This is a genomic window from Paenibacillus sp. NPDC058071 (genome assembly GCF_042885235.1).
GTDB lineage: Bacteria > Bacillota > Bacilli > Paenibacillales > Paenibacillaceae > Pristimantibacillus.
Window position 1 is genome coordinate 482,387 of sequence record NZ_JBHVSK010000002.1, and the last position, 13,002, is coordinate 495,388.

Genomic DNA, 13,002 nt, shown 5'->3' on the forward strand with positions numbered 1-13,002 from the left:
CGTCCAATATTACTTAGCGTATAAGGCGTATTGTCCAAAAGCTATCATTCCGACTTCAACCGACAACAAATGTCGGATCTTCCGCCTCGAACGTTACCGACGCAGCCTCTCCTTCGAACAATCGGACTACAATAAACTGCGGCTGCTCAGACAAGCGGAAGGCATGAGGCCTGCGAGCGGGAATGACGACGACGTCGCCGGGGTGCGCCGTCAGCTCGAAATAACCCGTGTCGCCTTCACCTTTTATCGTAAATACGCCTCCTCCTCCCAGCACAATTCGTACTTCATCGTCCAGATGGTAATGCAGCGAACCGAATTTCTGCAGCATACCGGGTGTCTGTTCCGACAGGATGACAATATCCCATTGCTTATAGCCTTTCCGTGTCGCAAAGTCCGCAATTTGATTTTCATAGATTTGAAGCAATTCTGTCTTCTCCTCATCCGTCAGCAATAGGTGATTGTCGAATGATGATGGCGTAAGATTCTCCTCCCATCTCTCATAATAGACGCCCTGCTCCTCCAGAAAAGGGCGCAATTGAGACGGACTCAACGTCTCCAAAGACCCTCGCAATCGTAATTCAGTCATATAAATCCTCCTATTCCAATTTGAATTGTACATTATCATAATTGGTAATTATTTCCCTGTCAATCAAAAATATAAATGATAGTTTACGAGCAATATGTTCATATCCTCTGGTCTATAAAACCTATTACGAATTTGGTATTGGAAGTTTTTCTCATCGGATCATTATAATACTAATAAACCCGGAATAGGTGGTTATATGAATCATTATTCTTGATATGGAGCGTGTGAAAAATGAGTAGAAACGTTTTGTTTATTAGCGGAAGCCCTCGTGCCGAGGCTCGCACTAAAGCCGTAATCAATGTGGTGTACCGCTTGCTGAGAGATAAGCAAGGCAACTCCCAGCTGCTGGATCTACATCGCCACGTCCTGCCTTTATTCAACGGAGAACCCGCTCAGCAAGAGCTGGATACCGTCGTTCAGCTTCGGAAGCTGGCGCAAGAGGCCGACGCATTCTTTATCGTGACGCCGGAATACCATAACGGCATTAGCGGCGCGTTGAAGAATGCTCTCGAGTTTCTGAGCAGCGATCAGTTCAAAGGCAAGCCAGTTGCGATTGCAGCGGCAGCAGGAGGCGGTAAGGGCGGCATTAACGCGCTGAACAACCTGCGCCTCGTCCTGCGCGGGGTCCATGCCAACGTGCTGCCTGTCCAATATGTAGCCGATCCTCACCAAATCGATGAGCATGGCATTTTTACCGATGAAGCCGGCGTTCAAGCGCTGCAAGAGCTGGTTCTTGAGTTGGCATCCGCCGTCAATGCGGAAGTCCGCGTATGAGGAGCAACGCCAATTGCCGCCGCTTTGAAGGGACTTGCCGCCCGTGAGAACGCTGCTTGATTCGCTGCAATGGGCATTTTTTCTGCTGACGGGCGGGCTTGTTGCGCCTATCGTCGTAGCGGCGGCCTTCCAGCTGTCCGATGCGGAAACAATCAGCCTACTGCAAAGAACACTGACCGTCATTGGCGTTTCTTCCTTGCTGCAAGTAACGCTCGGCCATAAGCTGCCGATTTTGGAGGGCCCTGCCGGCGTATGGTGGGGCGTCTTCATCCTTTTAGCGGCCAATCTGGCGCCGGGAGCATCCGGAGTAGAGCTGCTGCGGCAGATGGAAATGGGGTTGCTGCTGGGCGGGGTGATCATTCTGCTGCTGAGCATTTTTCATATTATCCGCTATTTGAAGAGACTGTTTACTCCGGTTGTCACCGGCACTTATTTGCTGCTGCTCATTTTCCAGTTCAGCTCGCCAATCGTGAAAGGCATTCTTGGCGTTGGTTATGTGGATCCCTATATCCACGCAAGCATCGCCTTTCCCGCGATCGCGACGCTTCTGCTCACTTTTCTATGCGGCCGCAGCAAAATCGATTGGCTCCGCAACTATAATGCGCTGATCGGAATTGTTTCGGGCTATGGCTTCTTTTTGTTATTCGGCCATATTCCCGCATTTCCCGAACTGCCGGAAACGGTCATTCTTCTGCCTCAGCTGTTTGCCTGGGGAGCGCCGCTGTTCGACTCGGGCATCGCGTTTACGACGCTGGTCATTACGCTTCCGCTGCTCATTAACATGATCGCAGCGATCGTCGTCATGGAGAAAACGGTCGGGAGCGAGCCTGTCGACCGCTATCGCCGATCCGGCATCGTAATGGGTGTCAATCAGCTGCTGTCCGGCGCCTTCTCTGCGGTGGGCTGCGTATCCAATTCGCATTCCGCAGGCTTTGTCGCTTCCACCCGCATGACGAAGAGACTGCCTTTTATAATCGGCTGCCTATTGTTGATCGTGGCCGGCTTTTTTCCTTTTTTGACCACCTCGCTCGCATCAGTGCCCGTACCTGTCGCATTTGCTGTCATCTTTTACTCGTTTGCGCATCTGTTGTCCGCCGGCCTGAAGGAGCTGGGAGCTGTTTTGCATGACGAGAAGAAGCTGACGATCGTCGCATTTTCTTTATTTGCCGGCGTTGGCAGCATGTTCATTCCTGCCGCAAGCCTTGCCCAGCTTCCCGATGTATTGAAGCCGATTTTGAACAATGGCCTGGTCGTCGGCGTGCTGGCGTCTATTGTGCTTGAGCAGGCGTGGAAGTGGAAGGACACTCTCTCCTCCGGTTCCGGAATCGGATTTGGCCGTTGGAAACGTAAGCATGCCTCTCTCGAAAGGAGCGCCAGCCATGCCGTTAACGATCAAAGTGTACTCTGATTACGTGTGTCCATTCTGTTTGCTTGCGGAAGGCCAGTTGAGGGCGGCCGCGGCGGAACGGGATGTGACGATTGAGTATCTGCCTTTTGAACTAAGGCCTTATCCGACACCGACGCTTCGTCCCGAAGATGGCTACATGCAAACAAGCTGGACAGAAAAGGTTTATCCGATTGCAGAGCAGCTCGGCATTCCGATTCGAATGCCCACTCTCTCTCCTCAGCCTTACACGCATCTCGCTTTTGAAGGCTTTCAATTCGCGAAGGAAGCGGGAATCGGAGAGGCTTATAATTCGAGGATGTATAAAGCCTTTTTCCAGGACGGCCTCGATATTGGCGACATCGGCGTACTGACCGGGCTTGCCGAGGAGTTGGGCCTAGACGGCCGCGCTTACCGCGAGGCGCTGGAATCTGGCGTCTATCGGCAAGCGCATAGACAAGCGCTGCATCATGCGCTTGATGAGGCGAAAATTACCGCGGCGCCGACTTATGTTATCGGGAAGACGACGATCAAATGGCTGCTATATAAAGAGCAATTCCTTGAAGTAATCGATGCAGAATTGAAAAAGCAGCGGCTGGAGCAATGGAGCACCGGCATCAGCTGCACCATCGACGGTTGTTCCTAATTTACTGTAAAGGAGCTTTTATTTATGACATTAAAATTGCAGGTGTATTCCGACTTTGTATGCCCGTATTGCATTCTTGCCGAAGGAGAGCTGGAGGCAGCTGCCGCTGAAAAAGGAATCGAAGTCGAATATGTACCGTTCGAGCTTCGTCCTTATCCAACGCCAACGCTGCGCCCCGAAGGCGAGTATATTACGAAGGATTGGAAAGAACGGGTTTACCCGATTGCGGCGGAGCTGGGCATCCCGATTGTGAAGCCGCCTTTCTCCCCTCAGCCGTATACTCATCTAGCGTTTGAGGGCTATCAGTTTGCAATTGAACACGGCAAGGCGAAGGAATATAACAAACGAATGTACGAGGCCTTTTTCCTGGAGAGCAAAAACATCGGGGAAATCGACGTGCTGACCGAACTGGCGGGCGAGATCGGCCTTGACCGAGCCGCCTACCGCAAGGCGCTGGAGGATCGCACGTACCGCGAGAAGCATCGTGAGGCGCTGCATCACGCTTATTACGTCGCCAACATTAACTCAGCTCCGACCTTCATCATCGGCGAGACAGTTATTCGAGGCATGGCGTTCAAGCATCAATTCTTGGAGGTCATCGAGCGCGAACAGCAGCGGGAGCTGGAGTCGGCTAAGCGGTAAGCGGCTTGCTCTAGCGAAGCTTGCAGGTGTAGAGTTAGCTAAATCTATCTTCTCTGTTGCCTTCTGGCTAGCTAAATCTATCTTCTCTGTTGCCTTCTGGCTAGCTAAATCTTCTCTCTTTGCTTTCTGGCAAGCTAAATCTTCTGTTTGCCTTCTGGCCAGCTTCTGTTTGCCTTCTGGCTAGCTAAATCTTCTCTGTTTGCCTTCTGGCCAGCTAAATAACTGCCAAAATGCAGTTATTTTCGCTCCTCGCACTAAAAATACAGAAAATAACTGCAAAAAGGCAGTTATTTCCTGAAGCTAGCCCCTAAACTGCGGGGTGAGGCCAGTAATAACTGCAAAATAGCAGTTATTTCCTCATTGCCCAGAAAAACACGGGTCAATAACTGCGAAAAAGCAGTTATTGACCCTCAGCATGCTCCCAAACCACCAGACCGCGCAACATCATGGCGATATGGGCCACAATATGCTACAAAATTCAGCCGTACTTAAAGCAACTTACCTTCTCGATGTCTTCTACCTAACCCATAGTATCGACGTATAGTCCCTTCGTGCTGCACGTAACTGCCAAAACGTCGCCTTCTACCTCATCGTACCTACGCGGGCCATCCGTGCTCGAAAGTAACTAATCCCAACCCTTACCTTAAGCGCACACACAATATTGCGTATAGTCCATTCGTGCTTGTAAGTAAACGTCAAACCACCACATCTACCTCATCGCACCTATGTGACCATATGTGCCCATCCTCACTCGAAAGTAACTAACCAAACCTTACCTTTAACGCACAGTATTACGTATAGTCCATCCGTGCTTATAAGTAACCGTCAAGCCACCACACCTACGTGGCATACATGCTCCAATTATCTTTACCTCACAGTAATGCGTAAGTCCAATCGTGCTTGCATCTAACCGCCAGACTACTGCCTTCTACCGCATCGAATCTACGTTTAGCTCCATCCGCGCTCAAAAGTAACTAACCCTCACCTTTACCACACAGTCTTGCGTATTCTCCATCCGCGCTTATAAGCAACATGCCAGGCTATGCCTTTAGGTGCACCCACCATACTTCCTGCCAAAAGTCTATCCTCTCTTGCACTATCTCCTGAAAGTGACCCTTGTCAGGGAGCATCATCCGAGGAGGCGAGCTAGGACTAGCTAAGACTAGTAACCACGATAAAGTCCTAATAACATTCAGGCTGCCGAGAGTATCTCGACAGCCTGAATAAACGCACATTACATCCGCTTCTACCCTGCTTACCTCATCCATCGCTGCCCTGCTCACCTGCAACCACCTCTGCCTGCTTACCCCGTCTTGCTCTTCTTGCGTTTTGTTCGTACCAGCGTACCGGCAACTTGCTGCGGCTGCTGAAGCAGATTCAGAATCGGGCAGGCCAGCTCGACCGCCTCATGCAGATCCGCAAGCTCCTTCGCGGAGGCGCTGGACTCAATGCGCAGCGTGTACGCAATGTTATGCAGAAAGACCGGCACATCCTCGTATCCCGGCTTACCTGCGAGCGGATGCATATCTCCCGTTACTTCTACCTCAACAGAATCGAGCGGCACGCCTCGCTCTGCCGCTTGGATCAACGTGATATGCGACAGACAGCTTCCCAGAACGCCAAGCTGAAGCTCGGGCGAGCTTGGCCCCAGCTGATGCCCGGCAAGCTCTGGCCCGCTATCGCTTACGACTTGAAAGTCGCGAATACGAATTTCACGTACGCCGCTTCGTCCGGCTACCCGAACCCCTGCGCTCAATCGATTTGCCGACACTTCGTTCTCCTGCCCCAACCTGTTCTTGCGAGCGTCCAGCGCCGACTTTTTGTCGCGCAAATACTCATTTAACCCGCTCATCGATCCCACTCCTTGTTTGTCTCATCCTCGGTTATACTTCATGGCCATACGGGCGGTTAACCCTCTTCTCCATAGAGTTTTGAATATAGCCGTATACAATGGCGGCCAGCCAATACAAAATAGCGGCCGCCAGAAACGACTCCAGAAACTTGTAAGTCTCAGCTGCCATCAGCTTGGCCTGCGCCATCGTTTCGGTCAAGCCGAGCGTAAAGCCAAGCGAAGTCTCCTTCACAACGGTCACAAAGGTGTTGCCAAAGGACGGCAGCGCAATACGGAGTGCTTGCGGCAAAATGATCCGCCTCATGCTCTGCCAACGGGTCATCCCGATCGATTGCGAAGCCTCCCATTGGCCATAATCGATGGAACGAATCGCTGCCCGGATGATTTCCGCCAAATACGCCGCACAGTTCAAACTAATGCCGATTACCGTAGCCCAATAAGCGTTGATTTCGCCGAACGCCGGAACGATTTGCGGAATCCCATAATACAAAATAAATAACTGCACAAGCAGCGGCGTCGCCCGAAAAAAGGATATGTACACCTTCGCGAACGCGGCGAGCAGGAACACCTTGCGTCTGATCGCCGACTCCAGCAGCAGACCGAGCACGAGTCCAAACAGCATGGAAAGTACAGCGATCGTCATCGTCAAATACATCATTTTAAGCAGCCGGGGAAGCGCCGACAGCAAATAGACCAAATCAAACATAGCTGCTCTCCGCCCCTTCCAGCGCTCTATCGAAGTTAGTTATCGGGATTGGTCAAATCCTGCGTAAACCATTTTTTCGAAATTTCGGCCAGCTTCCCGTTCTCGCGGAGCTGCTTCAGCGCGTCGTTCACCTGATTGATCAATTCCTTGTTCTCTTCCTTGTTCAAGAACGGATTGGCGGCCGGTATCGTTGTCAGCTGCTTGCCACCCAATTGAAGCGGCAGCTTCGTCTTCTGAATAGTGCCGAGCGCCGAGGCCTTTGTTGCAAAGGTTGCATCAATACGTCCGATCGAGACATCCTGAAAGCCCGCCTCCGCCGACTCATAGTTAACGATTTCGATTTCGCCGTTCTTATCAAAGTCCTTAACCAGATTGGCAAAGTTGGTTCCAAGCTGAATGCCAATCTTTTTGCCCTTCAAATTTTCCAGCGATTGAATTTCATTATTTCCTTCCTTGACCACAAGCTGTGCGCCGGAATAAACGTAAGGCTCGCTGAACAGATACTTCTTCTTCCGTTCCTCCGTTACGGCGATGGAATTGGCGATCGTGTCGATCTTGCCTGTATCCAACAGTCCAAACAGGCCGCTAAACTCCGACGTCTTCCACTCCACCTCAAAACCTTTCAGCTGAGCGATCTCCTGCCACAAGTCGACCTCGAAGCCTTCCAGCTTATTGGTATCGCTGTTCTGAAATACGTAAGGATAAAATCCTCCCGTCGATCCGATAACCAGCTTTTTGGCTGGCGCCGCCGTTGGCGCATCCACCGTCTTCGAAGCTGGCGCCTGCGCCGATGCCCCCGTTTTTTCAGTTTTCTGTCCGCACGCCGTCAGCAGCAAAACGAAAGCCAGAATAACGAACGATGCTGCCTGCCAGTTTCCTCTTGTCTTTTTTTGCATCTCTAAACACTCCCTCAATGATCATTTTGTCGCCCCTATTCGCTGCATCGTTTAATTGACTTATTCTTTGCCAGTCTGCGCTGCCGCGAATAGAGCACCCCCTACCTACCATAGTTAACCTATGAATTTAATGGGTATTTTGGCTACAAAATGATTATAAGGTTGCTCCTAACCCCCTATCCAATACAAAAATCGATATTATATTAATCGTTCTAAACCTATGATAGAGCGCGAGCTTTCCCCTGCCGAGTAGGCTGAGCTGACCAACCGCTGCTGCAGTTTGTGAAAGTATTCGATCAAATAAAGACGAAACCGTTCAAAACTTGGCGACAGCTCCTGCCTCTCCAGCCAGGTCAAGCTGATCGTACGGAAGCAATTCGGGTCCGCAATCCTCACCGATACGGCGGCAGGGTCGGTATTGTCCATATCCCAAAGAGCAGGAATAAAGGCGATGCCTATGCCGGCGCGGACTAGCTTATGAAGCAACGCGGGATCCTCGACTTCAAAAATAACGTTCGGCGTAAATCCCGCTTTGCGGCTCAGGCTATCCGTCGCATCCCGCAGCCCGAAACCTGTCTTGAGTCCGATAAAAGCTTCCTTCTCCGCCTCGATCAAATGAATCGAATCCCTTGCGGCCAAACGGTGGCCGGCCGGCACAAGTAGCCGCAGCTCTTCCGTCAGAAGCGTAATGCTCGTTGCATTAGGCAGCTCGATCGGCGGCGCGGATAAGCACAGGTCGATTTCTTTATCCTTCAGAAGCTGCTTCATGGAATTATAGCAGCCTTGCTGGAAGCGGAATCGCGTTTCGGGATGCTTCGCTACGAACGAGGCCAGCATTTCCGATACAATCGGCAAATGAATGGAAGCCAGCGTGATGACTTCCTCATACTTTCCCGAAATCCGGACGGCCTCCCGCTTGCCTTTCTCCAGTTCAGTGAACGCATTCTCTACATGCTGCAAAAAGACTCTTCCCGCCTCATTCAGCCGAATATTGCGTCCGAGCCGGTCGAACAGAGACACACCCAGATCGTCCTCCAGCCTGGCAATCGTCTGACTCAAGGAAGGCTGCGCAATATTCAGCTCTTTGGCCGCTTGCGTAATATGCTCCCGACGGGCGACGGTTTGAAAATACTTCAGTTGCAACAGGTCCATTCTCCTTCTCCTCTCTCTATTGAAATGCCGTTAATAAACAAAAAAAGCCGAAGCCAATTGCGCTTCGAGCCTACAGATGCCTGTTCGACTTATGATATGGAATCAATTGCATGATTTTATCATTAATCCCATTTTAGACAGAAAGACAAGATTGGTCAATACAATCTCTCTGCGGCGCAAAACGAAATGACAAAGACGCTTGTTCCGCACGCTTGCAGCGTGTAGGTCAAACGTTCTTTTTTAGCCACTTATTCTGGTCTTTCACCTTAAAAACAACACCTGCCAACGCGTCGGCTTACCGTTTGTCCGCTGCCGTCTCCGCCTTCGTGCGACTGAGCTCGCGCCGGACGACCGGCATTACTTTCGCCGCCAGCAGTTCTATGGAGCGGGCCACCTTGGCGTACGGTACGCCCCCGATATCCAATTGGAGAACATAACGGCTATGACCAATTTGCTCATGCTGATACAATATTTTTTCTACAATTTGCTCAGGGCTCCCGACGGCCAGCGCGTGATTCGCGCCGGTCGACAGCTCGAACTCTTCGCGTGACAGACGGTCCGCCGGATTCCGTCTTTGCATGATATGCTCGAAGTAATTGGCATGATACGGAAAATATTCGTCCAGCGCCTCGCGCGGCGTTGGCGCAATATAGCCGTGGCTGCATAAAGCGATCGGAAGCTGCTCCAGCGCATATCCAGCCGCCTTCCCCGCCGCTCGATAGGCTTCGGCAAGCGGCTTCAGTCTGCCTGTATCGCCGCTAAGCTGCGCAAACGAAAGTCCCGTTCCAAGCCTGCCCGCTCTTTCCGCACTCTGCGGCGTTCTTCCGACTCCGATCCATAAAGGGAGCTTTCCTTTCAAGGGCCGAGGAGCGACTCCCGCGTCAACCAATTCGGGACGAAACTGTCCTTTCCAAGACACGCTCTCGTTATCATTGATTTGAACGAGCAGCTCCATTTTCTCTTCGAACAAGGCGTCATAATTGGCCAGCTCATAGCCAAACACACGGTATGTATCCAAAAAAGCCATCGCGCCGCGACCCGCGATAATTTCCGCTCGACCGTCAGACAGCAAATCAAGCGTCGCAAAGTCCTCATATAGACGGACCGGGTCAACCGTGCTCAGTACGGTCGTTGCTGTGGTCAGCTTAATTCGTTTCGTATGCCTCGCAATCGCCGCCAATACAACAGGCGGCGCCGTCACCGCGAAATTCGGCGTATGATGCTCTCCCAGACCAAAAACGTCAAGCCCGGCGTCATCGGCCAGCTTAGCTGCGGCCACAATTTCCTCCAGCCTCTGCTTGGCGCTGATTGGGCGGCCGCTATGCGGATCATTCGTTAAATCGCCGAACGTGTATATTCCAAATTCAAAGCTCAAATTCCGTTCCTCCTGTCGTTCGCCATGCCCAACGGATGGAAACCGTTTTGTCCCCTACATCTTACGGGAGGCTGCGCACGAACTCCAATATCAATTTTCATATCGAATTGATAGGCTGGACCAATTAAAGCGATAGCGAACTTAATATTGGATTTGCATAATCGAATAACTCTATAATTACGTCCATATACAAATTAAACCTATCAGAATAAAGGGAAAGGAGATTCCACAATGACCGTTTCATTGCAATCAAGCAGCCGAATCAACAAGCTGCAGTTGAAAAATCGGCTTGTCCTTGCGCCCATGCAGCAGCACCAGGGCACACCCGACGGGCATGCAACCGATTATCACATTCGTCACTATGGACAGCGTGCAGCCGATGTCGGCCTGGTCCTGATCGAGTCCACTGCCGTATCGTCGGAAGGACGGCTGTATCAGGACGATATCGGCATCTATTCGGATTCCCATATCAAACCGCTCAACCAAGTCGTCAAGGCTGTTCATGACAAAGACGCCCGCGTCTTTATTCAGTTATCTCATGGGGGACGGAAATCGAAGCTGCTGCCCGGGGAAAGACTGCTCGCTCCAAGCGCTCTCGCTTTCAACGACGAATACGGTCTGCCTTTCGAAGCGAACGACGAAGAGCTCGAACGTATTATCGACGCTTATCGCAAGGCTGCGCTTCGCAGCCGGGAAGCCGGCTTCGACGGCATTGAGCTGCACGCCGCGCACGGCTATTTGCTGCATCAGTTTCTGTCCCCTATCAGCAATCGCCGCAACGATGCTTTCGGCGGCAGCGAGAACCGCAGGCTTCAATTTGTTTTGCAAGTCGCCATAGCCGTACGCGAGGCAGTCGGCCCGGATTATCCGGTCCAGATTCGATTATCCGCCACTGATTACAATTCGGCTGGCCTGTTCCCTCAGCAAGTAGCTGACATTTTCAACAAACTGGAGCCTTTGCTCGACGCTGTTCATGTCAGCTCCGGCGGCCTGACGCCCGAGCGCCCTCTCGACGTCCATCCCGGTTATCAGATTCCTTATGCGGCTATCCTGAAATCTACAACGGCCCTACCCGTCATCGCCGTAGGCGGCATTCATACGAAAGCGTTGGCGGAACGCGTCATTGCGGAGAAGCTGGCGGATTTCATTGCAATTGGAAGGCCTATGCTGGAGGACCCGGATTTTGCAAGACGGCTGCTCAGCAAGCAGCCTTTGCCGATCCAAAGCGTAACTTAACCCTTTAACACCCAAACTATAATAAAAGGCGGTAATGCTCGTGTTGAAAAATAGGAGAAGGTACATATTCAAAAGAGCGCTGGCCGGAGCAGCCTTGACGGTTGCAGCCGTCACTTTGCTGGCCGCTTGCGGAACGAATGCGGATAAATCGGCTTCCAGCGCTCCGAAAGAGCAGAGAGTGGTTCGAATCGGAACAAACGGAGCCTTTTACCCTTATACGTTCAAAAATACAGAAAACGGAGACAAGCTCGAAGGCTATGAAATCGAAATTTGGGCAAAAATCGCGGAGAAGCTGAACCTCAAAGTCGAATATCAGCTGACCGATTTCGCAAGCTTGTTCGGCGCGCTGGAGGCCAAGAAAATCGACACGATCGTCAATTCGATCGCACTGTCCGAAGAACGGAAGGCTAAATACTTGTTCACTGATCCTTACGTCTATTCCGGCGCGCAGCTCGTCGCCAAGAAAGACAACACAACGGTAAACTCGCTAGAGGATTTGAAGGGCAAAAAGATCGGCCTCGTCGCCGGCAATAAAATTATGCTGAACTACATCAAACAAGCCGATCCTGAAGGAAAAATCGAGGTGGTCACTTACGAGACCGGAGAAGGCGCCTTCCGCGACGTGCTGCTCGGCAGGCTGGACGCCACCTTCTCAACCAAAGCAGCCGCGCTCGCCCAAATCAAGAAAACAGGCCAACCGCTGCGGCTGGCGGGCAAACAGTTCGTCGTCATTCCAGCCGGCAGCCCCTTCCTGATCAACGACGATAACAAAGCCTTCGTTCAAGAGGTCAATGACACCTTGAACGGTCTGCGCGAAGACGGTACCCTTAAGCAAATTGCGGAAAAATGGTACGGCGAAGACATAAGCAAGCCGGCGGAGTAAGGCCATGAACTTCGACCTGCCTTATTTTATAAGAAGCCTCCCGCAGTTGCTGAGCTACCTGCCGATTACACTGTTGCTATCCGTATTATCCATGGTGTTCTCGGTCATGCTCGGCATCATTCTGGAATCGATGATCCGCTCGCGGGTTAAAGGAGTGACCGCTGCGGCCAATGCCTACATTTTGTTTTTCCGCTCCACCCCGCTGCTCGTTCAGCTTTTCCTGCTCTATTACGGCTTGCCGCAAATCTTCCCCGCACTAAGCGCTATGAATGCTTTTCAAGCTACCGTTATTGGTATCAGCTTGAATAATGGAGCTTATCTTGCGGAAATCTTCCGCGGAGCGATCGACTCGGTCGACCGCGGCCAAGGGGAAGCGGCGCTGTCCGTGGGCATGACCCGGCTGCAAGCGTTCCGGCGCATCGTTTTTCCACAGGCTTATCGAGTGGCTCTGCCTTCGCTCGGCAACACGTTCCTTGTCATTATTAAGGAATCGTCGCTGGGCTTCACGCTGGGCTTAACGGAAATGATGGGCCAAGCGAAGCTGATGGCCGCCGATACGCTGAAGGTTATGGAAGCCTTCCTTTCCGTCAGCTTTCTCTACCTCGTCGTCGCTCTCCTTTTCGGCAAGCTGCAAGGATTGCTGGAGAAGAAGGTCGGCAAACCTTACGCGCAGTAAACTTTTCCACATTAAAAAAGCCTTCAAATCCACTATCGAGGTGGTTTTGAAGGCTTTTTCGTGCTCAAACGTTTGACTTCCAGGGGAGGAAATCGCTGTGGGTCAGAGGGTTCTTCCGCTTTACACCCGGGGCTTTCTCATCCGAGGCCATCAACGCCCGGCTCGGCTCGACATGTCACAGCGTCCGTTCATTC

General features: G+C 51.8%; 13 protein-coding genes. 7 read left to right on the top strand and 6 right to left on the bottom strand.

Translation table 11 applies throughout. The features are described 5' to 3' along the window. Positions 1-55: 55 nt before the first annotated feature. Entirely contained in the window at positions 56-586 is a 531-nt protein-coding gene (locus ACFVTB_RS04925; RefSeq protein ID WP_387745976.1) for a cupin domain-containing protein, read from the bottom strand. Positions 587-817: 231 nt separating this feature from the next. Between ACFVTB_RS04925 and ACFVTB_RS04930 the strand changes: the two genes are divergently transcribed. The 4 genes from ACFVTB_RS04930 to ACFVTB_RS04945 are packed head-to-tail and all read left to right on the top strand — an operon-like array spanning position 818 to position 4,032. After that, positions 818-1,360 (top strand): NADPH-dependent FMN reductase, encoded by a 543-nt coding sequence (locus tag ACFVTB_RS04930; protein WP_387745978.1) that lies wholly within the window; start codon positions 818-820, stop codon positions 1,358-1,360. A 43-nt stretch (positions 1,361-1,403) separates the two neighbouring features. Next, the gene (locus ACFVTB_RS04935; protein WP_387745980.1) at positions 1,404-2,768 is read left to right on the top strand and encodes a purine/pyrimidine permease; all 1,365 of its coding nucleotides are present in this window, start codon (positions 1,404-1,406) and stop codon (positions 2,766-2,768) included. Continuing rightward, positions 2,740-3,390 carry a DsbA family oxidoreductase gene (locus tag ACFVTB_RS04940; protein ID WP_387745982.1) on the top strand — a complete coding sequence of 217 codons (651 nt, stop codon included), beginning with the start codon at positions 2,740-2,742 and terminating at the stop codon, positions 3,388-3,390. Before ACFVTB_RS04935 ends, ACFVTB_RS04940 begins: the two co-directional genes overlap by 29 nt. A 24-nt stretch (positions 3,391-3,414) precedes the next feature. Further along, positions 3,415-4,032, top strand: a complete 618-nt coding sequence (locus ACFVTB_RS04945) for a DsbA family oxidoreductase (protein ID WP_387745984.1) — start codon at positions 3,415-3,417, stop codon at positions 4,030-4,032. Between the two features lie 1,303 nt (positions 4,033-5,335). Here ACFVTB_RS04945 and ACFVTB_RS04950 read toward each other — a convergent pair. The 5 genes from ACFVTB_RS04950 to ACFVTB_RS04970 form a co-directional block, all read right to left on the bottom strand. After that, complete coding sequence (locus ACFVTB_RS04950; protein WP_387745986.1) at positions 5,336-5,884, bottom strand: OsmC family protein; 549 nt, start codon at positions 5,882-5,884, stop codon at positions 5,336-5,338. Positions 5,885-5,915: 31 nt separating this feature from the next. Then, complete coding sequence (locus ACFVTB_RS04955) at positions 5,916-6,590, bottom strand: amino acid ABC transporter permease (protein ID WP_387745987.1); 675 nt, start codon at positions 6,588-6,590, stop codon at positions 5,916-5,918. A 35-nt stretch (positions 6,591-6,625) separates the two neighbouring features. Next, positions 6,626-7,486 carry an amino acid ABC transporter substrate-binding protein gene (locus ACFVTB_RS04960; protein WP_387745989.1) on the bottom strand — a complete coding sequence of 287 codons (861 nt, stop codon included), beginning with the start codon at positions 7,484-7,486 and terminating at the stop codon, positions 6,626-6,628. A 198-nt stretch (positions 7,487-7,684) separates the two neighbouring features. Next, positions 7,685-8,638 (bottom strand): LysR family transcriptional regulator, encoded by a 954-nt coding sequence (locus ACFVTB_RS04965; RefSeq protein WP_387745991.1) that lies wholly within the window; start codon positions 8,636-8,638, stop codon positions 7,685-7,687. A 295-nt stretch (positions 8,639-8,933) separates the two neighbouring features. Next, positions 8,934-10,013: an LLM class flavin-dependent oxidoreductase gene (locus ACFVTB_RS04970; protein WP_387745993.1), complete on the bottom strand. Its 1,080-nt coding sequence runs from the start codon at positions 10,011-10,013 to the stop codon at positions 8,934-8,936. 231 nt (positions 10,014-10,244) lie between these two features. On the opposite strand from ACFVTB_RS04970, the gene ACFVTB_RS04975 reads away from it, so the two are divergent. Genes ACFVTB_RS04975 through ACFVTB_RS04985 form a run of 3 tightly spaced genes read left to right on the top strand, consistent with a single transcriptional unit; the run spans position 10,245 to position 12,808 of the window. Beyond that, positions 10,245-11,249, top strand: coding sequence for an oxidoreductase (locus ACFVTB_RS04975; RefSeq protein ID WP_387745995.1), 1,005 nt, complete (start codon positions 10,245-10,247; stop codon positions 11,247-11,249). 40 nt (positions 11,250-11,289) lie between these two features. Continuing rightward, positions 11,290-12,132 (top strand): transporter substrate-binding domain-containing protein, encoded by an 843-nt coding sequence (locus tag ACFVTB_RS04980; protein WP_387745996.1) that lies wholly within the window; start codon positions 11,290-11,292, stop codon positions 12,130-12,132. A 4-nt stretch (positions 12,133-12,136) separates the two neighbouring features. Beyond that, positions 12,137-12,808, top strand: a complete 672-nt coding sequence (locus ACFVTB_RS04985) for an amino acid ABC transporter permease (RefSeq protein WP_387745997.1) — start codon at positions 12,137-12,139, stop codon at positions 12,806-12,808. Positions 12,809-13,002: the final 194 nt, after the last annotated feature.